General features: G+C 40.6%; 25 protein-coding genes. 6 read left to right on the top strand and 19 right to left on the bottom strand.

Annotated features, from left to right (window positions below):
* Window positions 1-17: 17 nt before the first annotated feature.
* From CS063_RS02780 to CS063_RS02685, 19 genes are all read right to left on the bottom strand, one after another.
* Entirely contained in the window at window positions 18-917 is a 900-nt protein-coding gene (locus CS063_RS02780) for an amidoligase family protein (protein ID WP_012102990.1), read from the bottom strand.
* A gap of 145 nt (window positions 918-1,062) precedes the next feature.
* The gene (locus CS063_RS02775; protein ID WP_039652078.1) at window positions 1,063-1,290 is read right to left on the bottom strand and encodes a DUF4314 domain-containing protein; all 228 of its coding nucleotides are present in this window, start codon (window positions 1,288-1,290) and stop codon (window positions 1,063-1,065) included.
* Window positions 1,287-1,979, bottom strand: a complete 693-nt coding sequence (locus tag CS063_RS02770; protein WP_042679859.1) for a virulence protein — start codon at window positions 1,977-1,979, stop codon at window positions 1,287-1,289. The genes CS063_RS02775 and CS063_RS02770 overlap by 4 nt, the downstream gene beginning before the upstream one ends.
* A gap of 100 nt (window positions 1,980-2,079) precedes the next feature.
* Window positions 2,080-3,324, bottom strand: a complete 1,245-nt coding sequence (locus CS063_RS02765) for a site-specific DNA-methyltransferase (RefSeq protein WP_056975858.1) — start codon at window positions 3,322-3,324, stop codon at window positions 2,080-2,082.
* Window positions 3,305-4,480 carry a methionine adenosyltransferase gene (gene metK, locus CS063_RS02760; protein WP_143452430.1) on the bottom strand — a complete coding sequence of 392 codons (1,176 nt, stop codon included), beginning with the start codon at window positions 4,478-4,480 and terminating at the stop codon, window positions 3,305-3,307. The genes CS063_RS02765 and metK overlap by 20 nt, the downstream gene beginning before the upstream one ends.
* Before the next feature lie 14 nt (window positions 4,481-4,494).
* Window positions 4,495-5,046 carry a P27 family phage terminase small subunit gene (locus CS063_RS02755; RefSeq protein WP_009052899.1) on the bottom strand — a complete coding sequence of 184 codons (552 nt, stop codon included), beginning with the start codon at window positions 5,044-5,046 and terminating at the stop codon, window positions 4,495-4,497.
* Window positions 5,047-5,157: 111 nt separating this feature from the next.
* Window positions 5,158-5,517 carry an HNH endonuclease gene (locus CS063_RS02750; RefSeq protein ID WP_039652074.1) on the bottom strand — a complete coding sequence of 120 codons (360 nt, stop codon included), beginning with the start codon at window positions 5,515-5,517 and terminating at the stop codon, window positions 5,158-5,160.
* A gap of 119 nt (window positions 5,518-5,636) precedes the next feature.
* On the bottom strand, window positions 5,637-6,095 hold the full coding sequence (locus CS063_RS02745) for a hypothetical protein (protein WP_009052901.1): 459 nt from the start codon (window positions 6,093-6,095) through the stop codon (window positions 5,637-5,639).
* A gap of 4 nt (window positions 6,096-6,099) precedes the next feature.
* Window positions 6,100-7,449 (bottom strand): DEAD/DEAH box helicase, encoded by a 1,350-nt coding sequence (locus tag CS063_RS02740; RefSeq protein ID WP_039652073.1) that lies wholly within the window; start codon window positions 7,447-7,449, stop codon window positions 6,100-6,102.
* The gene (locus tag CS063_RS02735; protein WP_039652072.1) at window positions 7,430-7,711 is read right to left on the bottom strand and encodes a VRR-NUC domain-containing protein; all 282 of its coding nucleotides are present in this window, start codon (window positions 7,709-7,711) and stop codon (window positions 7,430-7,432) included. Before CS063_RS02735 ends, CS063_RS02740 begins: the two co-directional genes overlap by 20 nt.
* Before the next feature lie 257 nt (window positions 7,712-7,968).
* Window positions 7,969-10,314: a virulence-associated E family protein gene (locus CS063_RS02730; protein WP_099448169.1), complete on the bottom strand. Its 2,346-nt coding sequence runs from the start codon at window positions 10,312-10,314 to the stop codon at window positions 7,969-7,971.
* The gene (locus CS063_RS02725; RefSeq protein ID WP_039652070.1) at window positions 10,311-10,730 is read right to left on the bottom strand and encodes a DUF7768 domain-containing protein; all 420 of its coding nucleotides are present in this window, start codon (window positions 10,728-10,730) and stop codon (window positions 10,311-10,313) included. The genes CS063_RS02730 and CS063_RS02725 overlap by 4 nt, the downstream gene beginning before the upstream one ends.
* Window positions 10,731-10,732: 2 nt before the next feature.
* The gene (locus CS063_RS02720) at window positions 10,733-11,524 is read right to left on the bottom strand and encodes a phage antirepressor (protein WP_039652069.1); all 792 of its coding nucleotides are present in this window, start codon (window positions 11,522-11,524) and stop codon (window positions 10,733-10,735) included.
* Between the two features lie 86 nt (window positions 11,525-11,610).
* A complete protein-coding gene (locus CS063_RS02715) occupies window positions 11,611-13,545 on the bottom strand; it encodes a DNA polymerase (protein ID WP_099448168.1) in 1,935 nt (644 codons plus the stop codon).
* On the bottom strand, window positions 13,542-14,102 hold the full coding sequence (locus CS063_RS02710; protein WP_042679885.1) for a DUF2815 family protein: 561 nt from the start codon (window positions 14,100-14,102) through the stop codon (window positions 13,542-13,544). The genes CS063_RS02715 and CS063_RS02710 overlap by 4 nt, the downstream gene beginning before the upstream one ends.
* A 4-nt stretch (window positions 14,103-14,106) precedes the next feature.
* A complete protein-coding gene (locus CS063_RS02705) occupies window positions 14,107-15,234 on the bottom strand; it encodes a DUF2800 domain-containing protein (RefSeq protein WP_042679887.1) in 1,128 nt (375 codons plus the stop codon).
* On the bottom strand, window positions 15,231-15,548 hold the full coding sequence (locus CS063_RS02700; protein ID WP_042679889.1) for an rRNA biogenesis protein rrp5: 318 nt from the start codon (window positions 15,546-15,548) through the stop codon (window positions 15,231-15,233). Before CS063_RS02700 ends, CS063_RS02705 begins: the two co-directional genes overlap by 4 nt.
* 318 nt (window positions 15,549-15,866) lie before the next feature.
* Entirely contained in the window at window positions 15,867-16,229 is a 363-nt protein-coding gene (locus CS063_RS02690) for an RNA polymerase sigma factor (RefSeq protein WP_308415411.1), read from the bottom strand.
* A gap of 291 nt (window positions 16,230-16,520) precedes the next feature.
* Window positions 16,521-16,730 (bottom strand): hypothetical protein, encoded by a 210-nt coding sequence (locus tag CS063_RS02685; RefSeq protein WP_042679895.1) that lies wholly within the window; start codon window positions 16,728-16,730, stop codon window positions 16,521-16,523.
* A gap of 271 nt (window positions 16,731-17,001) precedes the next feature.
* Here CS063_RS02685 and CS063_RS02680 point away from each other — a divergent pair, with 271 nt between their 5' ends.
* From CS063_RS02680 to CS063_RS02655, 6 genes are read left to right on the top strand one after another with little or no spacing between them, the layout of a single operon-like run.
* Window positions 17,002-17,220, top strand: a complete 219-nt coding sequence (locus tag CS063_RS02680; RefSeq protein WP_021401135.1) for a helix-turn-helix domain-containing protein — start codon at window positions 17,002-17,004, stop codon at window positions 17,218-17,220.
* Between the two features lie 24 nt (window positions 17,221-17,244).
* Window positions 17,245-18,483, top strand: coding sequence for an ABC-three component system protein (locus tag CS063_RS02675; protein ID WP_099448166.1), 1,239 nt, complete (start codon window positions 17,245-17,247; stop codon window positions 18,481-18,483).
* Window positions 18,467-18,706 carry an ABC-three component system middle component 7 gene (locus CS063_RS02670; RefSeq protein ID WP_021401094.1) on the top strand — a complete coding sequence of 80 codons (240 nt, stop codon included), beginning with the start codon at window positions 18,467-18,469 and terminating at the stop codon, window positions 18,704-18,706. Before CS063_RS02675 ends, CS063_RS02670 begins: the two co-directional genes overlap by 17 nt.
* Window positions 18,684-20,321 carry a DUF2326 domain-containing protein gene (locus tag CS063_RS02665; protein ID WP_099448165.1) on the top strand — a complete coding sequence of 546 codons (1,638 nt, stop codon included), beginning with the start codon at window positions 18,684-18,686 and terminating at the stop codon, window positions 20,319-20,321. The genes CS063_RS02670 and CS063_RS02665 overlap by 23 nt, the downstream gene beginning before the upstream one ends.
* Before the next feature lie 19 nt (window positions 20,322-20,340).
* Window positions 20,341-22,650, top strand: coding sequence for a site-specific DNA-methyltransferase (locus tag CS063_RS02660; RefSeq protein ID WP_042679902.1), 2,310 nt, complete (start codon window positions 20,341-20,343; stop codon window positions 22,648-22,650).
* The gene (locus CS063_RS02655; protein WP_099448164.1) at window positions 22,651-25,158 is read left to right on the top strand and encodes a DEAD/DEAH box helicase; all 2,508 of its coding nucleotides are present in this window, start codon (window positions 22,651-22,653) and stop codon (window positions 25,156-25,158) included.
* The last annotated feature ends 87 nt before the right edge of the window (window positions 25,159-25,245 follow it).

Here is a 25,245-nt window from a genome sequence, read left to right as displayed (position 1 = left end):
TGTGGGTTAGGGGCAGCTCAGGCCGCCCGAAACCGCCATGCAGCTGAACCCGAAAGTGCTGCGGTCAAATGCTCTCTGCAGTTTGCAAATTCATCACCAATGAAACCAATCCGGTTTAGGTAGGTTCTCATGGCAAATTTCTCGTTCTCCACCTGTGGCTTCTTTGCTGATGCACACTTTTGTGTTAAGGCTTGATGGTTGATGGCAAGCGCTAGAACAATGTAGCTTCTCATCTTTCCAGCATGAAGCTCGCTGTTAAAACCTCTAAGTTCAACTGTATGGTTTCCGGTAAAAAAGCTGTGAAGGTTGAGGAAATGGTAGCGGCTGTTGTGGTAATGAGTGCTTCTACTCTCGCTGTAACCCTCGTACCAAATGTCCTCAATTTGTCTCATGGTTTTAGGCTTTTTGTGGTTCATCTTCTCAACCAAAATGCTGTCCATCTTTTTGCAGTAGCGCATTCGCTCCGGTGCAATCTGTAGTGCTTTATAAAATAAGTCATTTTTACTTGCAATGATATTTATAAAGTTTCGAATACTTCTTGGGGTATGTTCAGCACCGTCTAGATGAATGTGAATGCCGCAAGATGTATTTGTAAAGGCTCCAGCTTTGCGAAGCTTTCTTACTATCTCCTGCAAAGTTTCAATGTCCTCCCGGTAAGTTAGGATTGGGCTAACTAGCTCAACGCTATAATCTCTACCTGCAGCTACTTTTCTTCTACCTTCTTTTCTTTGACAGTGAATGCTCCCATCATACATAAATCTCCAAACTCTACCATCTGGAGTTTTTACCTTCTTAGTGTCGTAGTAAGTCCCGCCTTCACTATAAGTGCCTTGCAAAAACTCTGCAGCAACTCTGGCTGCCCTTTCCCTTGTAATCCCTGTAAATTCAATCTCGATTCCGAATTTTGCACTTAACATCGTACCTCACTCCTTTTAAAGTGTGTTTATCCTTTTGGCATGTACATATATCACTCTAAAAGGGTTAAATAGCAAGACAATTATTCGATATAAGGAGCATAATTTACACAGTTTTTCTTTACTTTTTCAGGATAAAACGTGTGCTTTATTCTTCAATCCTTCTGCAGGAATCCTCGCCATATACAATACCTAATGAGCTTCCAGAGTCCCAATTCACATGGATGGTTCCAATATCATCTACACTAATGACAGTTCCTCTCGTCCCAGGTTCCAGTTTGGTATAGGGATCATTCATCTTTACTAAAACCACTCGTGTTCCAGGCCTATAGATACTTCTGAGTTGTTCTAAGACATTAGGGTTAATGGTTTTCAAATTCCATCTACCTCCTCCTGCTTAGCAACTACACTTTTAAATGCAGAACTTCCGTTCAGTTTGGAAAGGAGTATCTTTCTTGCGGCCTTGTATTCTTCACCGATAAATCCTAACCTTAACAGAAAACAACGAAAGGCATACTTTTCATTATCCACTTCCTTAGCTGTGGCAGTGATTCTCTTCTGTTTTTTTGCCATATCACAAAGGGCTGTAATGAAATGCGTGTAAGCTTTAACTTTCTCAGCATCTTCATCAAAGGAAAACCAAGGGAATCGTAGAGTTTCCTCTGTTTGCTCAATAGGTAATTCCTCTACTCCAAGTGCTTTTTTAATGAGATCTCCTTTACTTTCCAGAATCTTTTCCAAGTTACTTAAGGCAATGTCGGTGAAGTTTTCCTTAGGTATTTCAATTACCAACAAATCTGTATTATCTGTAAGCCCCTGTTCCAGGCCTTCTGGTTTCACATAAGTAAATCCTCGACTATTGAGTTCATCAAGCAGTTTGACCGCTTTTTCGCCCACAACACCCTCATCAAAAATAAGAGCACCTTCCTTATCCACTTCAAATCTGCCTATTTGATAAATAAATGTTGGTGCGCCTTTGTATTCAGGCTTTTCACCTAGTACTTCTCCAATCGCAGTAACGAGGGCCTTTCTCTCACCACCAGTACGATTAAATTCAATTTTCATCCTACATACCACCTTTCTTATTTGGTAGTACCATATATCACTCTAACGCTACACAATAGCAAGTTATTTCTGTGCAAAAATGAATTTAAAACTTGCTCTATCAATCTAATTCATCAGAAGATGTGGCTGCCACATTAAATGGAATCTTCTCTTTTTCTCGAATGACATATACCTCTTTATCTGTTCCAACCTGCTCGATGTAACGCTTCACAATAACATCGCAGTACTTTTCATCCAGCTCGATGGTATAGCAAATTCTATCGGTCTGTTCACAGGCAATCAGCGTCGAGCCAGAACCTCCAAAAGGATCAAGTACGATACTATTAGTAAGGCTAGAATTCATAATGGGGTAGGCAATTAAAGCAATGGGCTTCATAGTCGGATGATCTGCATTCTTTTTCGGCTTATCAAATTCCCAAATGGTTGATTGCTTACGGTCTGAATACCAGAGATGCTTCCCCTTCTTTTTCCAACCGAATAGCACCGGTTCATGCTGCCACTGATAAGGGGATCTTCCAAGAACCAATGACTGTTTCTTCCAAATACAAGTACCGGAAAGATAAAAGCCTGCGTCAACAAAGGCTTTTCTAAAATTAAGTCCTTCTGTATCAGCATGGAAAACATATATACTTCCATCTGATGCCAATACCGATTCGATATTCTTAAAGGCATCTAATAAAAATTGATAAAATGCGTCATTGGCCATATTATCATTTTTGATTTTCCCAGCGGTTCCTTCATAGTTGACATTGTATGGGGGATCAGTTACCACCAGATTGGCGACCTTTCCTTCCATTAAAATGTTATATGTTTCTTTTTTTGTGCTGTCTCCACATACCAGTCTGTGCTTACCAAGTATCCATACATCTCCTAAACGCGAAACAGCGGGCTTACTCAGCTCGCTGTCCACATCGAAATCATCTTCTCTTATTTTGTCTTTCAACGTATCCTTGAAAAGATCATCTAGTTCTCCGGGGTCAAAGCCTGTCAGCGATACATCAAAGTCTGCAGCATTTAAGTCTGTAATGAGAAGTGCTAGTTTCTCCCTATCCCAATCTCCATTTATTTTGTTCAATGCAATATTGAGGGCTTTTTCCTTTTCCTCATTCATCTCAACAACTACGCAATCCACTTCTTCCATACCCATGTTCAGTAGGATTTTCAACCGCTGATGGCCACCAACTACTCTGCCTGTGGTCTTATTCCAAATAACCGGTTCGACATATCCAAACTCCTCAAGAGAGCGTTTAAGTTTCTCATATTCTGGATCTCCTGGCTTTAAGTCCTTTCTAGGATTATAATCAGCAGGGATTAGTAGCTCCGTTTTAATCTTCTCTATTAGCATACTTTTCCACCACCTCCCTTAACTTGCTGTATCTATTAACATCCTCCCAAGGAAACAGGTAGCTGTTAAAATGCCCGTAAACCGCTGTATCCGAGTAGAGGATATTTCTTAGATGCAGCTTTTCAATAATTGCTGCTGGTCTAAGGTTAAAAACCTCCTGAGCTGCAAGGGCTAAAATCTCATCAGGAACTGTTCCGGTTCCAAAAGTATTTATAGAAAAAGCTACAGGATTTGCCTTGCCAATGGCATAGGAAATAGCCACTTCACATTTCTCTGCCAAATCACACCACACAATATGTTTAGCAATATACCTAGCCATGTAAGCTCCGCTTCGGTCAACTTTGGTCGGATCTTTCCCACAAAGTGCTCCGCCACCATGTGATGCAAGTCCACCATAAGTATCCACCATGATCTTTCTTCCAGTTAAACCTGTATCTGCAGCAGGTCCTCCTAATACAAACTGTCCAGATGGATTAATAAGAATTTCTGTTTCATCATCAAAAGGGAAATCCTCAAAACACTGCCATAACACATTATTTAGAATATCTGATTTTAACTCTTCCTGAGTTTTATTCTTTTCATGCTGAACTGACACTACAATGGTCTTAACTCTCACTGGAACATCATCATGATACTCAACGGTCACCTGTGCTTTTCCATCGGGAAGGATACCTTTAATAATTTTACCTTTCCTTGCCTCATCTAGTCTCTTTACAATTCGATGAGATAAGACAAGGGGAAGGGGAAGCATTTCTCTGGTTTCTTTTGTGGCATAACCATACATAGTACCTTGATCACCAGCGCCGATGGAACCATATTGTTCGTTTATACCATTTCGTGCTTCTAGTGCAGTATTCACACCAGCTGCAATATCAGAACTCTGATTGTGTACATATACATAAATTAAAAATTTCAAAGGGTTATAACCTAGTTCTTTTAGCACATTCTTAACAATGCTTCTGATATCAATTTTCTCGCTGCAGGAGATCTCACCCGCCACGATAATTTTCCCTTTAGTAGCCATAACCTCACACGCTACGCGTGTCGCTTTATCTCTTCTAAGGCATTCATCCAAAATATTATCAGCAATAATATCGCACAGTTTATCAGGATGTCCTGCACATACACTTTCTGCTGTTAAATATCTCTTACTCATCTCACATCTCCTTATTATTTACCTCTACGGGCAGTCAACAGTCGTTCCATCACATCATCCTGTGGATTTGTACCGGAATACTCTGTCGCACAGTTTTCACGAACAATCTGATATATTTCCATCCAGAGTCTGTTGGTTTGACTCATAAAATTATGGCTCATGGAAACGTATGGACTTTGGATAGCGTTGCCAGTAGTTGGATGCTTAGCAAGAAAACCAAACTCACTTATTGCTTCCTCACACTGTATCCACCTAGCAGCACTCATGGCATATCTTTCTAATAGCTGTGGTAGAACTAGATGTGCACACCCTCGCTCCTCAAGCCATTTCCACGTAAGCTCATAAATTTCGCTGGCTACTAAGGTTTTACCATCCTTTTGTACTGCTGAAAGCATAGCCCTTGGCTGTGGCATCTCCTGCCCTTGAAGTTCTGCGGTATTTTTAAATTCAATAACTTCCAATTTTCTTTTTCCGGGATTTCCCTCAGCAATTTTATCTATAAGTGCTTTCTTTTTCTGGCCAGATCCAATACGGGCACCACCTCGATTTGTACCATCTTTGGCCATTAACTCACCTCTTTTCTTATTAAGGGGGTATTACCCCGTTTGAAACTGCGACTTTTTGCACGAAGCCCCACGCCCGTTGACCGTTTAAAAGCTGTAGAGATTTGACTCCCCCTACCGGGATGGCCAACGGTCTCCATCTCTTGCTGTGATAGCTGAGTGACAAGGAGTACAAAGAGCCATTAGGTTGCTTTCATCGTGTGTCCCACCTCGTGCCAAGGGAAGGATATGGTGCACTTCAGTTGCTGGTGTCAGCTTTCCTTGTCTTTTACACTCTTCACATAGTGGATGGGCTGTAATGTAACGGTCACGTATTCTTTTCCATGCACGACCGTAACGCTTCCTCGTTTCAGGATCTCTCTGATATTTTTCATAACGAGAAGCTTCTTTTTTTGTATGCTCCGGACAAAAGCGTCCATCTGTCAGTTCCGGACAACCAGGATAAGAACATGGTCTTTTTGGTTTCTTTGGCATTTCGCACCTCCTTTGGACATACAAAAAGCCCTCGTGGTATTTCCACGAAGGCTCTCTACAATTTTTCACAATACCATTGTATTATGGATTTCTAATAAAATCGTCCAAGATATTACTCATTACTTTCCATAGAGTAGTAGTGCTAAATGTTGAAGCGCTCGATTCTTTTTGTTGTATGCTGAAGAACGTTCTATATTGAAATGATCACAGATGTTATACACAGCATCAATCTGCTTTTGTTCATCATCCAAATAAAACTCCTTTAACACATACTGCTCGTCTTCTGTTAAAGCATCCCATGCGGGTTGAAACCAATCCATGTATTCCAGTGCTTGACGATAACGTTCTTTCAATACATCAATTTCATTGATGCAGGCAATGAGCCTTTTCTCTCCTGCTTTTGGATCATGGGTCGATGGCATGCCATTGATAACTGGAGAAGCTGGGGAGCTCATTTCTTCGTTGAGGGTTGCAATGTCCTCATCGGTATGTTCTATGATGTACTTCATGCTGCTGTAATCTTTTAAGGCATTAATTGCCGCTGCTCTTTTATCTAAATACTGCCAGACAATGTTCATCGTATCAGACCTCCTTTAGTGTTGCTTTTACCGCATCTATCAGTGCGGATTGAGTATTGTTTTTATCATTTAGGGCTTTCATTACACGCTCATCAATGGTGCCTTTGGCAATCAGGTGATGGATCACTACCGTTTCATTTTGTCCTTGACGCCAAAGACGGGCATTGGTTTGCTGGTAAAGCTCCAAGCTCCAAGTCAGGCCAAACCATACAAGAGTTGAACCTCCAGCTTGCAAGTTCAGTCCATGGCCTGCTGATGCTGGATGGATGACTGCAATGGGGATTTCTCCATCATTCCACCTTTTAATAGAATCGCTAGTGGATAATACCTCAACTTCAAAGCGCTTTTGTATTCGTGATAAATCATGTTTAAACCAATAAGCAATTAGAACTGGCTTGCCATTAGCAGCTTCGATTAAGTCTTCCAGTGCATCCAGCTTACGGTCATGTATATGAATAACTACACCTTGATCATCATAGACTGCTCCGTTTGCCATCTGCAGGAGCTTTCCTGAAAGAGCTGCTGCATTGGCTGCAGTAATTTCCTCACCTTTAACAGTTGTAATTAAATCACGCTTCATAATGTCAAGGATTTCCATTTCTTTTTCAGAAAGCTTTACATCTACTTCGTTTATAACCAACTCCGGCAACTTCAGGTAGTCTGTCCCTTTCATGCTAATAGTGATGTCAGATATGAGCCTATAAATAGCTTCTTCTGCTCCCGGTTTTGGTTTGTAGGAGAAGATCACTTGCTGATTGCGTTTATCTGGTACGAAAAAGTCCTCTCGATATCTGCCAATAAACCTGCCCAATCGCTGTCCCATATCCAGCAGGCGATACTCAGCCCATAAATCCATCAGTCCATTGGATGATGGCGTTCCGGTAAGCCCTACGATCCTTTTAATCTTTGGCCTAACTTTCATTAAACTTTTAAATCTCTTGGCTTGATGGGATTTGAAGGATGACAGCTCATCGATTACTACCATGTCAAAATCAAAGGGTATGGCACTTCTAGAAATTAGCCATTCGACATTTTCTCGATTGATGATGTATACCTGAGCTCTTTTCATAAGGGCTGTTTTCCTCTGTACCTCAGAGCCAACTGCTACGGTGTATTTAAGACCTTTTAGGTGATCCCACTTTTCAAGCTCTGCAGGCCATGTATCTCTGGCTACTCGAAGAGGTGCAATGACCAGAACCTTACGAACAAGAAAACTATCCAGTGTTAAATCAAAGATGGCAGTTAAGGTAATGACACTCTTACCTAATCCCATATCTAAAAGCACTGCTGCTATGGGATGGGTGAGGATATACTCAGTGGCATAAACCTGATATTCATGAGGCTTGTATTTCATGAAGTATCCCTCCAATCTGTTCTATGTGATCCAGGCAGAATACCAAAAATCCAAGTGATTCTAACTGTCTTTTTCGCTTTTCCTGTAGAGGCCTTAAGGTTTTACCTGGAGCTTTTACCTCCACAAAAGCTATTTTTTTATCCGGCAAAAGAATCAATCTGTCTGGCATTCCATCAAAACCTGGTGATGCAATCTTCAGTGCAATGCCGCCTATATCTTTTACTGCTTTTACCAGTTGTTGTTCAATCCATTTTTCTCTCATATAGCCTCCATGTTCCCTAAATCCAAAAAGTCTCTATACGCGCGTATATACGCGTCTGCAGGTAATTTCTTCTTTTTGTCTTTAGGATTATTTTTAATAATTATTTTTGGAACAATGGAACATAAGTTATAAAGTAGCCTACTTTACAAGGGGCTGCCGCCTGTTCCGATGAGGTGTACCAAAAGACCGTTTTTGTTTCACCGGAACAGGTGAAATCTGTTCCCGAGAAAAAATTGTTCCATGTGTTCCAAACTAAATTATGTTTTGGGAACATAAACCCATTGTGGTCCATAAAGCGGGATACGTTCTTTTTTCACGAGTCCAGTCCAGCCTCCGATACTTGCCATAATTGCAGATATCTCATTGCCATCCATTCTTCGGAGATTGGCTCGATCTTTGCCAAAGCACTCACACCAGATTTCCATATTAGAAACCGATTTTCGTTTCCAAACACCAACCCTTTGGCTTTCACCAAACTCAGTCCCGTTGATATAGGCTCGACGTTCATATAGATCCATGGTGTCCCAATCCTCAGGTAAAAGCATATCAAGGTACTCTCTAACCAAACCTTCTCGCTCATCGGACTCCATAGCTTCTCGCTGTTCTTCTTTTGCAAGCTTTTCAAGGCTAGCATCAAGGTACAATTTCTCTCCAGCCTTTACATAGGTAAGAGCCTCAGCCCATATCTGCAGAATTTCATCCTGCTCTAACTGCCATGACTTTTTTGTACCATTTCCCGGGGTCTTTACCGGCCAAAAACGACGGTTTCCTGTGGTATCCCGTAAATAGCCTTTTTCAGCATTAGTGGTGCCAAAAAAGACACATTGTCTTAAGTGAGGAGTAGCTCTCTTGCCAAAGCTAGCTCGATAAATATCATTCTGGCGAGATAAGAAGCTTCTAAGTGTTTCTACTTCTGCTTTTTTTAGTCCAGCCAGCTCTCCAATTTCTAAAATCCAGTAACCTTGTAACTTTTCTGCGGCGGTCTTATCCTTGGTATCTGACAAGCTCAAACTATCTGAAAACCAGTCTCCACCCAACTTGGCTATGAGAGTGCTTTTTCCAACTCCCTGCGGGCCATTAAGAACCAACATGGAATCGAATTTGATACCAGGAGTTAGCACACGAGAGATAGCTGCACATAAAGTTTTTCTTGTTACAGCCCGAACATAAGAGTTATCTGATGCACCTAGATAATCGATGAGCAGGGTATCTACTCGCGGTACCTTATCCCATTCAGGGAGTGCATCAATAAACTCACGAATAGGATGATAAGATCGGTCGTCAGCTACCTTTGCTACCGCCACATCATAGTTTCTTGCAGAAAAGGTTCCGTAATGGGTGTCGATGTAACTAATCAACTGAGCATCGTCTGCATCTCTCCAGAACTTTGATGGATGCGGCCAAGGAACATCACCTTTTATTTCGAGACTATCTGATAGCTGATTAAACACAATGCTTTTCAGGTTTGGATCATTTTCGAGTATTAAAATCAAGTTTCTAAGGGTATTTTTAACTGATCCTGTCTTGTCAAGCTCCAGTTGCTTTTCCCAATCTTCATCAACAAACTCTTTTTCTGCCTGAGCCTTTCTTTCTTCAGCAAACTGCTCTTTTACCCGTTCATCCTCTAATGCCAAATCTGTCATGGCTCTAAATGAAGGTAGTTTACTTGGCGGTGTATTTTCTGTCACCTTTTCATCTAGTTCCCGAAACTTATGCACTCGGACCAAATCAAATGCGTTTAGCAACATTCCACATGCTGGATCAGTAGCATGATGGCTATAAGCAAATTTACCATCATAGATTACCAAGCCCGCTGAAGAATCTGCTGGAATATAATCAAACCTGCCATTCATAGCACTTGGCTCATATACATCCGCCAAAAATGTATTGATAGCTTCTTCAATGGTATAAGCTCTACAAAATGCCCCGACAGCACCCTCTTTACTTAAAGGATCTGCTTGCTTTGTGATTTTCCTTTGTACAACCTCTGATTGTCTTGTGGATACAGGCCACATGGATGTATCCCGCCAATCTGCATATTTGGAAAGATAAACATCAGGATCTAAAAGCTCTCCATCCTTTTCTTTAAAGACAAATTCTCCATCAGACGGTGTGGATGGCCAATACATTAACCTAGATGGCTCATAAGTGGTATCATCGAATAAATCAATCCCAATCTCCTTTGCAACCATCCGGCCAAGAGCTGGGTATTCATCCTCTGTTACTTCTCTTTTAATTGGAATGATAAGTCTTAATCGCGGTGCATCTGGTGTATGTTTATGGGTTGAATAGATGCAGCATTTGAAATCATGTAATGCTTCAATTTGATCCCAAATCCTCGGTTTGGCATAATCCATATCTAATGTCAGAAGGGAGCGGGAGAGGACATAACCATTTCTGCGCTTTCCTTCACGAAGAGCTCCTCCCACAAATCCACCGACGTCTTTTATTGAGTCCTGCTGAGCGCGACTCATTTTTCGGAATTCAGATACTGTTTCTGTTGTTCGTATAGTAGATTTAACTCGGGAGATGAAGTCCTCCCATGTGATGTCTTTGTTCTTCCACTTTTTATCCATTCGGCTGTTACCAACCGCTATCTTCATATCTTCTGCACCTCCCTGCAGTTTTCGGTAAAATACCGAATAGGAATACGATGCTTCGATGCTTTATCTATTTCTGCTTGCATTCCTTTTGAGATGTTGCGACCAAATACCCACAGTTCCTCGCACTTTCTAAGCCAAACCATTCCAAAGAATAGTCCTAGTTTTCTTTGTTCTGGATCGCTATCATCTAGAACTTGAGGGTATAGCAGATGAGGAGCAAAAGGAATAGTTCCTTGCTCAACTGCAAACTTCAGATATTTTCTGGCCTTCTTCAGATTTTTTTCTGTATCCCCAGCAAAAGGTGAACAAATAAAGACACAAGGTTTGTAGCATTTTACTTTTTCTTCACGCATGACATTTTCCAAGGCTTCTGCTGCAGTTGGATCTGGATAGCTATCGGCGTTATATCTATCCATAACTACATCCCCTCGAATTCAGACTCTTGTTCAATCAGTGGTAAAATGCCATGATCCTTTAGAAGCTCATAAATAAACAAGCGTCCTTTCTGAGTCCAATAGGTATGAACCTTTGAATGTATCGTTCCATCCTTTCCAGGGTACGTATGGGTTTTTGTTGTTGTATATCCATGTTGGGCATACTTTTGATATAAGAGCCAGATTTTCCCTTGACGGAACTGAACGCCAAGATCATGTAGATATTCATTGAACCAGCGACCAGACTTTCCATAATCCTTGGCGATTGTTGTGATAGACACCGCATCCTTGCAATTAAGCACCACATCGTAATAACTGGCTTTTGGTTTCATTTCTGCAATCTGCTGTTCCTGAATACTAATCGTAGTTGTTAGCTCGGCATTTTTGGCTCTTGCAGCTTTAAGTTCCTGCAATGCTTTAATTAAAAAGTCTGGATTAGCAAGCAACTCATCTGTAGCATAAAGTCCATGCCTTCTGATTGAAGGAAGAACCTCATGAGTTACCCAGCGCTTGAACTTTTTAGCTTCTGGCTTTCGAGAAACCAATATCACGCTATAAAGGCCACTTTCATTGATAATAGATACTTCCTGTTTTCCTCCAGGGGTGTCGATAATATCGACTCCCTTTTCATCACTGTCCAATCGAGATGTAACATCACGACTGTTTCCAATTTCTAGCACAGAACAGACATCCTTAAGTACCCACCAAGGATTACCATCCTTTAAAATTGTTCTGACATTGTTGCCCTCGTAGTTGAAAATCGTTAATTTGTTCATATCGAACCTCCAGCATATAGTTGTAGAGCGATAAAACATGCCCTCAGCTATAAGCAAAAAAAGAGGAGGCTTCGAACCCCCTCAAATTAATCTTTTTTATAAAAATCACATTCAAATCCATCAGCACGAAGTAGAAGCCCATGCGCCCAAGGCGGTACCTGACCCATAAGAACACAGACGTCTTGTACGCATATTTCTAAAGGAACCTCTAAAACTGCCTCATCATGGACATGCATGACAATATTTAGTCCTGCTTCATCCAGATTTCGCATGGAATGGCAAAGAAGATCTCTTGAAATGGCCTGCACGATGTTCTCAACAAACTTCGGACCATAGCTTTCAATACGCTCCCACTTCTTTGTGGCACCAACGCCTTCATACGTCACTGCTTCACTGCCGAATCTGTTAATCCCCATCCTTGGTTTGACATAGGTAAGCTGTCTCCCGGATGGCAGCCATATCAACAGCATTCCACTACGATATTCAAATCGGATACGATGAGTTTCTGTTCTGGATCTTTCTTTTACAGCTTTTTTAACTGCTCTATCGACATCCCACCAAAGCCTAACAATGTTTGGATTCGCATTTCTCCACGCATATACCAGTGGCTTTAACTCTTCTTCGGTAAGACCCATATCAAGTGCTCCCATTGCTTTTAACGCACCAACCGATCCACCATAACCCAAGGCCAACTCCGCAATTTTTCCTTTTTGTCTGAGTGGACTACCTTTTGTGACTTCTTCCAAGGGGACCCTAAACATCTGGGAAGCGGATGCTTCGTAAATCTTGCCATGGGTAGCGAATACCTCATTTCTCCATGTCTCGCCTGCGAGCCAGGCAATCACTCTAGCTTCAATTGCACTAAAATCAGCAACAATAAACTTATATCCTTTCTTTGGAACAAAGGCAGTACGGATTAACTCGGACAAAACTCCTGGAACAGAATCGTACAATAATTCCAAGGCCTCAAAATGACCACCTCTAACTAACCTTCGCGCCTGCTCCAAATCCGGCAAATGGTTCTGCGGAAGATTTTGAACTTGTATAAGCCTCCCTGCAAATCTGCCGGTTCGATTGGCACCATAAAACTGCAATAGACCACGTGCTCTTTCATCTGCACATACTGCATTTTCCATAGCGGTGTATTTCTTTACACTGGACTTGGCTAGTAGTTGCCTCAATTCCAGCACTTCACTCAGGTGATCTGGAGCTTCCTTTAATAGTGCCTTAACTGACGCCTTATCAAGACTATCCGTTTCCAGACCACTTTCCGATAGCCAGGTTTTCATCTGGGTCACTGAGTTTGGATTTTCAAGTTTAGTAAGCTCTTTTAGTCGGCTTGTGAATTCCTCTCGGGTTTGTTCATCACACTGGATAGCCTGCCTTACCAATTCTAAATCCAATTGAATACCTCGATCATTAATCTGCTGGTCTAGAATATAGTTCTGCCACTCCTCTTCTGGCATAGGGAACTTATGAAGCTTTGCCTGTATGGAAAGTTCAGCTTCAACATCTCGAAGGTTATATGCTTTGAAACTCTCCCACTTTTCTAAAGCATGCTCCGGTAGATTGCGAGTTCGGCCTCCATTAGACTGAGTCGCTTTGCAGGGAACTGAGAAATATCTTATGAGTTCCTTACCCTCAGTCAGCTTTTTCTTATCAGCTCCTGTTACAAGAGCCGCTCCTTCTAGCGATAGAGGAAGTCCTAGGTAGGCAGACCACACCATCGTACAACGCCATGAAGCAGGCTCAAGCCAGACACCAAAATGACGAGACAAGCAGATTCGTTCAAATTGAGCATTAAATGCCCACTTTATAATCTGGCTATCTAGAACTGCATTCTGGATTTCTTGTGGGATCTTTTCGCCACATGCCAAATCAACTACCTGTACAGGACCACCATCCACACTGTAGCCCAAAAGTAGGATTTGAAAATCCGGTGCTTCAGCGTAACGATAGACCCCGCTTTTGGCGATGTCTACGCTACTATATGTTTCTATATCTATGCTGAGGGTTCTCATGATAAAAAGTCGTCATCCACGTCAGTGGCAAAGTCATCAGCTGCATTGGTTCTACCGCCTAAAGGCTCACCATCGCGGATTTTTTGAATGTTTCCAAGGCCACACGCTATACCCTTATTTCCATTGGAGTTAAAGGCGTAGAAGTTGATACTCACTCTTGCATAGACACCGGAGTACACTTCTGAACGATCAAGGATTGGATTGACGTTTCTGTCTACAATTTGTGGAGCAGTATTGCTGTTGGCATTGATAAAATAGCTGTTGGCATAAGCCTCATCATCCGGACGATCAATGTCGCCATCACGCAGAGGGAGCTTGAGAACTGCTTTATTGGGAATCTTCCCACCGAATTTACCTTTACCTTCCTCTATGGCGGCATTCACTGCTTCGTTGATAGCGCTTAAGGTTTTAGTATCACTCTTAGGGATAATCAGGCTCACACTGTATTTTTCAGTACCGCCATTGATAGATTTAGGTTCCCAGACATTGGCATAAGAGAGTCGTACAACTCCTGTGATTACTTTCGTTGGGTTCGTTCTTTTTACTGTTTTTGACATAGTATTATACCTCCATAAAATCATTTTTTGCTGATGATGTGTTCATTTCAGGACGCTTGTCTGAAACTGGTACTAGCGTCGGTTTGCCTGGTGGCTTCATAATTAGTCCACCAATGACTTCATTAAATTTTGTCTTGCCCATCAATTTCTCCATTTCAGTAATAGTGATGAGACTTTGCTTGTATATGTCGCGATAACCTGCATTCTTTGCCGCTTCTGCGACCGCTTCTTCATCTTTGTATTTACGGTTGGAACGGCCTTCGACTACTTTAAAGCCGGGCCACTTCTTTCCATGATTAACTGCTGCATCTGTCGCATAGGCTATAATCTCATTTGTCCATCTGGTGAGATCACCGATAGAAGATAGAATCTCAGCAATTTCTTCATCTGATAAAAGTGGCGGTAGCGCAAACTCAAATGTAGCCAGTTTCATTTTCGCTTCTGCTCTTGCTCGACATTTCACTGCAGCCCGACAAAATTGACACCACTCTCCGGGGCAATAGTTTCCGTCACCAGCGAAGGCCAGTTCAGCTTTAGGTTTCAAAACTTCTTCAGCCCATCGATACAAGCTTTCTTTTGAGACTGTGGACGTGCTGATATTTTCACGACGAGGTTGATAAATTGTCATTAAAACCATCTCGATGTCATAAATACCATCAAAGAGACCTAGTGCACCAAGGGCATATAGTTTCATTTGAGGATTGTCCTCTGCGCTGACTAAGACACCCTGACCATACTTAAAATCAATAATGTGAAGAGTTCCGTCAGCGATAATTACACAATCCCCGGTCCCAAAGCCATCAGGAACATACTTTGAAAAATCAAGCCGCTGTTCTATCAAGATTAAGGGGTCACTACATGTCTGCTTGGCTTGCTCAATCACTTCAAGCACATACTCTACATATCCATCGGTGTAATTATCCATCTCATCTGAGTCATATGGAGAAACCGGCTTTTTTGATCTCATCTTAAGCGCCTTGCGGAGTTTATGTTCACTTAACGCATGGGCAGCTGTGCCTTCAGCTGCAGCTTCACCGCTGTTGTCATCAAACTCCAGCTCCAACCTTGCCGATGGTGTACAGTTCATCCAGCGATGAGCTCCAGATGCAGAGAGAATTGCATGTTTACTCATTTCAATCCCTCCGCATCTGCAAGCAGTGCAGCATACTTGCTTGGATCAATCTGGCTGAGTTTTGATGCACCATACTTTTCTAGAAGTGCTCTTACTTCAGCTGTAAATCCGTCATGGCTTTTTTCCGCAAGTACTGCCCTTACTTCTTCTAAAGTGATCTGCTTTTCTTCAGGCTGTTTTTCAGGCTTTGGTTGCTCTGGCTTTGTACCCTCATTAGGACCATTACTTGCTATTGCATCAGCTACAGCCTGAACACTATCTGCCAACGATCTAAGATCTGACACCACATCGAGAAGAAGCTTAACCTTACTCATGGCCTACACCTCCTTCCTTGATTTCCTTAATTTCTACCGTCTCAACTGAGTCGCCGGGAGTAATTACTAGCAGACTAACTTTCTTTCCAAATAGGAAATCAAGCATTCTCGTTCGGATTGTCTTCCGACTGCTTTGAATTACTGAACTTCTTTCGCCACCGGGCCTTGCCACATTGATAGTAACTTTGTGTTTAAGGCTCATATTCCATCTCCTTTCCGGGGGCGATTCATCTGCCCCTCACCGATAAGCGAAAAAGAGAGTTCTTTCGAACCCCCTTTTGAGAAAAGATTTTTTATAACGGGTCCTTGCGAACCCTATTAGGATAGAATTTTTCTAAGTCGTTCTTGAAGCTTCTTAAGGCGACCGCGAATAGCCGCTTCTGTGACACCTTCTTCTGCTGCTATATCAGTGTTGGATCTTTTCTCAAGGTACACTTTTTTGAAGAGTTCTTTTTGCTGAGGTAAAAGACACTCCATTGCCTTGGTTAACTTGTCCAACATATTTTGATGCTGAGCTTCATCTTCTGCTTGGGTAATTAGATGTTCAGGATTCGTAGTATCATCTGCAAGATACTTATTGCGGTCATTTGCCGCTTCCTCTTCACCATCATGATAAGCATCCAGATGTGTTGTCACTCGATAATCGTACCGGCGCTGCTCGTCCACTTCGTCATCATCCATAGTATGTAAAAGCTCGATGTCCGCTTCGGTGACTCCATCTTCGCCTAGAGTTATAACAATCTTTGTTCCTTCAGCAGTGTAATAGATGTAGTTAGTTCTCTTCTTTTTACTTGTTTTGTACGCTCTTTTCATAATTTGACTCCTTTGGTTTTCAAAATTTGGCTTTGAAAAATCCGCAGAAGCCGAAAAGATCCGTAGAACAAAAAAGGACGCCAAGATAGTTCTCTAGTGTGAGAACTTATCCTGGCCGTCGTGCAGCTCTGCGGATTTTTTATTTAGTTAGCTATCTTTCTATGCTACATTAGCATGACTTTCTACATGAAAAGCAGAATCGCTTAATCGAGTGACTATCGTCACAACACCATCACGTTCAATTCTTAAAGTTCCTCCAATAGGTATTTGTGTACTGGTTTTACAGCGTTTATATAACACTTCTATGAGACCTGTTGTTGCATTGCCCTTGCAAGCTATGCGACCATTACAATCACGAATTTCTTCCATGACTTTACCCCCTTTTCAAAAAGTTCAGCTTGTCTTACCGTCTAACTAAATTTTATAAAGTCATACACTTTAAATCCTCAGCTACAACTCCGCTGACACTCCGCTAGGACTCCACAAATAACAATTCGTTTTTATGATGTCAAACGAACTAAGCGTTCGTAAAGATTGAATAAGCATATTTAAATAATTGATTGTATTTCGCTTAGTAAATTGCTATAATAATAAAGACACGTCTTTGGATACCATCCAATTGTGCTTGGAGGCGATTATAATGGCTTTTAGTTATAACAAATTGTGGAAACTTTTAATAGATAAAAAAATGATGAAAAAGGATTTAATGGCAATAACGAACTTAACGTCGACAACGATAGCAAAAATGAGTAAAGATCTGCCGGTAAGCATGGATGTGTTAGGAAGAATCTGTAAAGCCCTTGATGTCAACATTGGAGATATTGTTGACTACGTCGATGACGATACTTCAACAGATTAAATTCAATGAAAGGAGGCGCAATATATGAAAAAGCTATGTTTTGGTACTTTTGCAACAATTTTAAAGATTTGTAGCGCAAAAAGAATTTCACAAAAACTTCTATGTGGTACCATGCTACTTTCTATTGCGCCTACTTATGATATTCGTGGTGAGGACGGTACTGTTTCAGATTTAATTCTGGGTAAAAAGAATCTATCGCCTAATATAACTGATAAAGCTCCAACAGTAGACCCACGCGCTGTTTCTAATTACTTTAAACAGCACATTCTTAACATGTTGGATAGCAATAAAAGGAGCCTCATCATTCTTGCTCTGAAAGACATTATTGCGTCTGATAATACAATTGAGCCTGACACAATAGTCGAAATAGTGAATGGCATGACCAAGAAATCTATAGTAAGACGTGATGCTTTTGTTTTTGAAGACTTTATCGCCGGAGTTTTTCTTTACACAGTATTAAATGTCGAGAACCGAAATTGCGAAGATAGCGTGAAAGAGACAACTGCCGAGTACATACAGTCCTTTGAAGATCAAAAAATGGATATTAGTTTCATTACAACGTATAGCAATTTGTCTATGGAAACTGCTTACGAAATTGCGATTGATGCCCGCTCTTTAGTGTTGCTTGCAGAAACAGGTGGCAAATGCCAAAAGTGCGGAAGAGTTTTAGGTATAAAAAAAGAAGGCAACGACGTTAACTATGCTAAAGTCGTTCACCTTTCAGAAACTGATGAAGTGGTTTTATGTGTTGAATGTGAGCGCGAAATTCAAAATGCTTCTGAGGAAGTAAAATTAGCTTTACTATCAGAAAAGCATGACTTGGAAGTTCTTATGGCTGCAAGAGATGCAACCTCGAGATATACAATAGAAAAGCAAATCGAACAAGTACTTCGGGAAGTTGACTTAATGGATGTTACTGATGATACACAACTCAAAATTGAACCTGTAAAAGTTGAGAATAAAATCACTGAAAAACGTTTGAAAGAAAGAGTGCTTTTTGATGTTCGGCGGTTGTATCAGGGAGTCAATGATGCATTAGATCGGTTGGCCGGAGAAAACAAGCTGAACGTCGATAAATTTGCAAAAAGCGTCAAACGGATGTATGAAGATGCAAGTGAATCACATATATCTCAAAGCGCAATATACAACCTACTTGTTGAAACTTTGTTTGAAAAAACCGGCCGCAAATATAGAGAAGCTTGCGAGATAATAATCTCCTACTTCGTTCAAAGGTGTGAGGTGTTCGATGAGATTACCAAATAAAGTAACTTCCTATACAAACAGCGTTATTTCTCTTTTCCCAGATATTTTAGAGGCATTAGCACAACAGGATATGTCACCTAAAGAGTTATTTGAACTAACTAGATATCGTGAAAAGGACATGGCTGATTTCCTGAGTGCTTTAGACTGCTTGTTTGCATTAGGTAAAATTGGACTAATTGAAGAAGGGAGGGTGCTACGATATGTTGATAGAGATTCAATGTGATAAATTTGCTCCAGAGCATCAAATTATCCGGTTTAACTCAGGCTTAAATACAGTTCTAGGTAGCGCAGGCGGTAGCAATGCAATCGGAAAATCAACATTCCTATGGATTATAGATTATGTATTCGGCGGTGAAAGCTACTACTCCCTGACAGATGATATAAAAAAGGAAATAGGCCCACATACCATCTATTTCACTTTCGAATTTGAGGGACAGCCATATTATTTCTATAGAAGCACTGACGATCCTAAAAGTGTATATCGAATCGATAAAGAGCGCCATTTCATAACAAAATTGACGCTTGACGAATTTCGAAGATTTCTGTTTCAGGAATATAAAATTGGGCTACCAGCCCTTACGTTTTCAGAAATAACCGAACGTTTTTTCCGTATCTATGGACGTGAAAATACACTAGAAAAGTATCCATTGTTAGTGAAACCTCGTGAGCAAGATGAAAAGGCTGTGGATTTTCTATTGAAGCTATTTGGTCATTACAAAATCCTTGCTTCTATCAAATTTATGGAGGAAGAACTCGGAATTAAAGCTTCACAGCTTAAATCTCGTCAGCGTCAAAAGGTGGACATAGATAAAATCGAAAGTAACCAAAAGACTATCGAGTCATTGAGAAAGAGACTCCAAAAGCTAATGAAAAACAGCGAAGAGGCTCAATTAGCAATGTTTGGGTTTGATACACAAACATTCGAACGAATAACAGCTGTTCAAAAAGAATTGAATAGCATAATACGTAAGCGCAATCGTCTGCAATCACAGCTAAATGCTATAAAAAGCAATATAACAGACAGCAAGGCTGAAACCGCAAGTGAATTTGAATCCTTGCTACGCTTCTTTCCAAATGCAAATTTAAAAGCATTTGAAGAAATTGAACATTTTCATATAAAAATCAGAGAGATTTTAGGCGAAGAAATGGATCAGGAAATCTATCGATTACAACCACTAATCGAAGAATATGATAAGGAAATCAGACGCCTAAATCGAAAAATCGAAGAGTCCGGTATAGCAAAAGAGATGTCTGAGAGAGTACTCTCTCAGTGTGTTAATGTATCAAAAAGCATTGATAGACTTGAAGAAGAAACAGCCGAGTTGATTCATCAAAAAGAGTTGCAGGATGCTCGAGCTGAAGCAGAGCAAAAACTTGAAAAACTATTGTTGCAACAAACTGAAAAACTAGGCGAGATACAAGATGACATCAATCTTCGTATGGAAACAATTAACGGCGTAGTAACTGATAAACAGGAAACTGCTCCTCTTTTGTATATCACTCCCCAGAAGGACATCATCTTCGAAACTCCTGGCAACACAAGTGAAGGAACAGCATTCAAGAGCCTTGTTGTGTACGATTTGAGTGTACTTGAATTACGCCCAATTCCTGCGATCATCCATGACTCCAATATTCTTAAACGTATTGAGGATGTTCATCTGGAGCATATATTGGAACGTTATCAATCTACCAAGCACCAGGTTTTTATTGCATTTGATAAAGCTGATTCTACAACCGAGAAAGCACATAGAATTTTAGAAGAAACAGCAATCTTGCGCTTATCAGACGGAAATGAACTTTTTGGTCGTTCGTGGAGTAAGTACGAAACGAATGATTAAATATAGGAGGATTTAAAAAATGGCTGCAATCAATGATTTACTGCGTCAAATCCCTGACACTTCTTTGCGTAATCGCTTGGAACAGGAATTTGCCCGCATATCAAAAAACAAAAAATTTGGTCTTGTATTTGAGGAGCACATCCCTGAATGCACTCCACTTTATGAAGTTCCTATCAAACGTGGCTCGACTGTTGCACAAAAAACAGGCCACATTAATGATGTATATACGGTACTGAAGTTAGATGGAGATGTTGCCCTTTGCCGCAACAAAGCAACTGGTAATACCGAGAACATACCAATCACGGAGCTAGTTTCAGTTGCTCAATTTGGCGAGCCAATTTTTCCCACTCTTCAACCGATTGATTCTGTAGAAAATGCGCCTGATAGTAACTTATGGCATGCAGTCATTGAAGCAGACAATTATCATGCCCTTCAGTTACTGGAATATCTCTACCCTAAGAAGGTTGATTGTATTTATATCGACCCCCCATACAACACAGGTGCGCGGGATTGGAAATACAATAATGACTATGTTGATTCTAGTGATAACTGGCGCCACAGTAAGTGGCTCTCAATGATGCAAAAACGATTAAAGATTGCAAAAAGAATACTTGCTGATGATGGCGTTTTGATTACTACAATAGATGATAATGAATATGCACATCTATGGGTTCTACTTCATGAACTTTTTCCAAACCTAACTCATACTTGTGTAACCATTCAGCATAATCCCGGTGGAACTCAGGGCAAAAAATTCTCTGTGACTCACGAATATGCGATATTTTCATATTCAGCAGAAAGTACTATTTACCGCAAGCAACATACTGGTGGAGATGTATATAATCTAAGACGTTGGGGGAGCACATCAGGCCGATATGAAGGTGCGACATGTTTTTATCCAGTAATTTTAGACTCTAATTATAATATCATCGGTTTCGGTGATTTACTTGATAAAGAATTACACCCTACAGCTCAAGTAGAGCATAATGAAGATGGTACAATTTATGTTTGGCCCATTGATAAGAATGGCATTGAAAAGAAATGGAGATATGGGCGCGATACTGTAGAATCAGTAAAAGATAGAATGTTTATTGAAAAAAAAGGAGATCGAATAGAAGTTATCCTTCGTAGAGAAAGCGAACCTCCAAAAACGGTTTGGACTGATCCTTTATGTAATGCAGAAGCCCACGGTACAGATATGATTAAATCCATACTTGGTGGTGGCTTCTCATACCCAAAATCGCTTTATGCTGTCCATGAAGCATTAACATTCGCTGTATCCGGAAAGAAAAATGCTCTAATTGTTGACTTTTTTGCAGGTAGCGGCACCACATTACATGCAGTAAATTTACTTAATTCTGAGGATGACGGAAACCGCCGCTGTATATTAGTAACAAATAATGAGGTATCCGATGATGAAGCAAAGGCCTTGAAAAAAAATGGCTATCAGCCTGGCGACATTGAATGGGAAAAACATGGAATTTGTCGTGCGGTAACTTGGCCAAGGACAAAGTATAGCATTCTTGGCAAGCGAGATGATGGTTCAACCCTAACAGGTGAATACTTCACGACTCAGACTGCATCTAATGAGATTGAGCGCTCATTCTATCAGTTGGGTTTTGTAGATAATCCTTCTGAATTAACCGCTACTGCAAAAAAGCAAATCGTCTCTTTACTCAAAAACAAGGAAGGAAAGGCACAACTACCGCAATCACTAGTAAGCAAAGACAGTAAATTCATCGTTTCGGATAAACATACAGCTTCAATTCTCTTTGATGTAGATTCCGCTGATGAGTGGTTGACTGCTCTTGAGGAACAGGATCATATCACAGACTTTTATATTGCATCAAAATCAGCTGCCATATTCAAGTCTATCAAAACACGTGTTTCTCACTTACTTGGGTCAATCATCGTAACATCACAAGTTAAGCGTCCTATGAGTGAAGGCTTTCCTGCAAACGCTGAATACTTCAAGCTAGAATTCTTGGATAAAAACAGTGTTTCATTAGGTCAACAGTTCCGCGAAATATTACCGTTACTATGGCTTAAATCTGGTGCCATTGGAAAACGACCAGAAGTAAACAGCAATGATGAACCTGAAATGCTAATTTTACCTCAAAATGGCTTTGCTATCCTGGTTGATGAAACAAAGTTTGCTGAGTTTACCGAAAAGCTTTCTGAAGAGGATAATATCCAAGTAGTCTACTTCGTTACTAACTCCGAGGAAGCTTTCCGTGAAATGACGGCTGGAGTAAAAGCAAATAACACATACCAACTTTATCGCGATTATATCGATAACTTTGTGTTGGGAAGCAGGAGGGATTCATAAATGAGAGATATATTATTTCCTTTTCAGGAAACGGCCCTTGCCGAACTACATGATAAAATTAATAAAGCGCATTTGATGTGGAGCGAACGCGATCCACAGATAATATCCTTTTCCGCCCCTACGGGTTCAGGAAAAACTATCATTATGACAACACTTTTTGAGGATATATTATATGGCAGTGCTGACAGCATTGGAGAGCCAGATTCTGTTTTCATTTGGCTATCCGATTCACCGGAGCTTAACGAACAAACAAGGCTGAAGATTGAAAGTAAATCTGACAAAATTCGTGTTCGTGATCTGGTAACAATAGAATCAACCTTTAACATTGAATATTTCGAGGGTGGTTGCATTTACTTTTTAAATACTCAAAAACTCGGTTCTGATAAACTGCTAACAGGGACTTCAGATACACGCCAATATTCCATCTGGGAAACACTTACTAATACTGCTAAGCGCAGTCCTAAACAATTTTATGTGGTGATTGATGAAGCGCATAGGGGTACCTATACCTCCGTTCAAGCAGAAAACAAGGCACAGTCAATAATGCAAAAATTTATTAAAGGCAGTAAAGAAGACGGACTTTGTGTCATGCCTTTAGTGATCGGTGTGACAGCGACACCCCAGAGATTTGATAATTTAATTGCCGGAACGACATCAACCGTCCAGAAAGTCATCGTTCCACCTGAGCAGGTACGTGAGTCCGGTTTGTTGAAAGACAGAATCATCATACACTATCCAGATATTCAATTAACTGCCGATATGACAATGTTTAAAGGTGCAGTAGATAATTGGCGCAAAAAATGTGCTCATTGGAAATCCTACTGTGAGCGCGAAGACGAGAAAATGGTGAACCCTATTCTTGTTATACAGGTTGAAGATGGCAATGAGCGTGAAGCAACTCATACTGATTTAGGAACTTGTATTGATTTACTAGAAGAAACAATAGGACGCAAATTACAGCCAGGTGAAGTCGTGCATACATTCAATGACCGTGGCACACTTAAAGTACGTGATGTTGAAATACAACAAATAGAAGCGTCTAGAATAAATGACGAAGAAAATGTGATGGTTGTATTCTTCAAAATGAATCTCTCTACAGGATGGGATTGTCCACGTGCCGAAACAATGATGTCATTCCGTAGTGCGCAGGATTATACTTATATTGCTCAATTGTTAGGGCGAGTTATTCGTACACCTTTGGCCAGAAGGATATCTTCTGATGCTGAACTTAACAGCGTCAGCTTATTCCTTCCATACTTTGATGAAGAAACGGTAAAAAATGTTGTTAATGCTTTACGTGACAGTGAAGCAATTATGCCAACAGAAACAGGAACTAACAAAGAGCTTGTAACATTAGGGCGAAACTTGGCATATACAGACGTGTTTGATGCAATGGATAACCTCATCACTTACCGGATAGATTCAGTTCGTAAGCAAGCACCATTAAAATTATTAATTCAGATTTCTCGTGCTCTTACCATGGATGGTATCGACTTAGAAGCTCAAAAGACTATCAAAAACGCAGTGTTGTTAAAAATGCATGAGGAAATCACGCGGATCAAAGAAAGTGGTGATTTTGAAAACCGAGTAGCTGCAATCACTGGCTTTGAGCTTGGCACGTTGACATTTGATTATGGAGACAATGCCTATTCTTTTGATGAGTCCTCACAGACTATGACAGTATCAGAGTTTGATATTTCTCGTCATTTTGAACAATCAGGAAAATTGTTAGGGGAAGGCTTGCACAAAGAATATTGGATTCGGAATAGTACCAGGGATCATATTGATGTAAAAGTTGAAATAATCGTTCTTACAAATGATACTAATGCAATGGAAAGAATAAATGATTTCGCAGAGGAAGAATTTATTACACTGTATGAAAATAACAAACGCGCCATTGCAAAGCTAAATGAGGCACGAAAGAATGTTTATGAAAGATTAATCAACGCTTCAGCACAACCAATTGCAGTGCCATGGGTATTGCCGGATTCAATCGATTTTTATCTGCCAGACGATAGAATAAAGTTTGAACAACATCTCTACTGTGCTGAGGATGGCACATTCCAAACATCACTAAATAAATGGGAAAGCGGAGTTATTGATGAAGAACTAAAAAATGGCGCTATTTGCTGGTTGCGTAATCTTGATCGTAAAAAATGGTCACTCGAAATTCCGTATGAAGTTAACGGCGTTACCACTTCCATGTTCCCAGATTTGGTAGTTGTGAGAGCTGATACAGAAGGTTATGTTTTCGACATTCTTGAACCTCATGACCCTAGTCGTAAAGACAATTACCCCAAAGCTGTAGGATTAGCAAAATTTGCTGAGAAACACTGGGATAAATTTGGTAGGATTCAACTTATTCGACTAAAAAAAGGTGTGGATGGTCGTGACCATTTCTATCGTCTTGATATGGGAAAAACAACGGTTAGAAACAAAGTACGTGGCATTATATCAAATGAGGAGCTTGACAGAATTTTCGATACAGATGCGGAGAGAGAAGATTAAATTCTACATCTATCCTGTCAACTCAACCCCTACAAAAATAGGCGTTATCTAACCTGTCAACTCAACCCTATCACTTTCAGGGCAGTT

Origin of the sequence: Sporanaerobium hydrogeniformans, assembly GCF_002735925.1 — a bacterium.
GTDB lineage: Bacteria > Bacillota > Clostridia > Lachnospirales > Cellulosilyticaceae > Sporanaerobium > Sporanaerobium hydrogeniformans.
The sequence above is the reverse complement of the archived record's forward strand: the minus strand, read 5'-3'. Positions and strand labels throughout refer to the sequence as shown.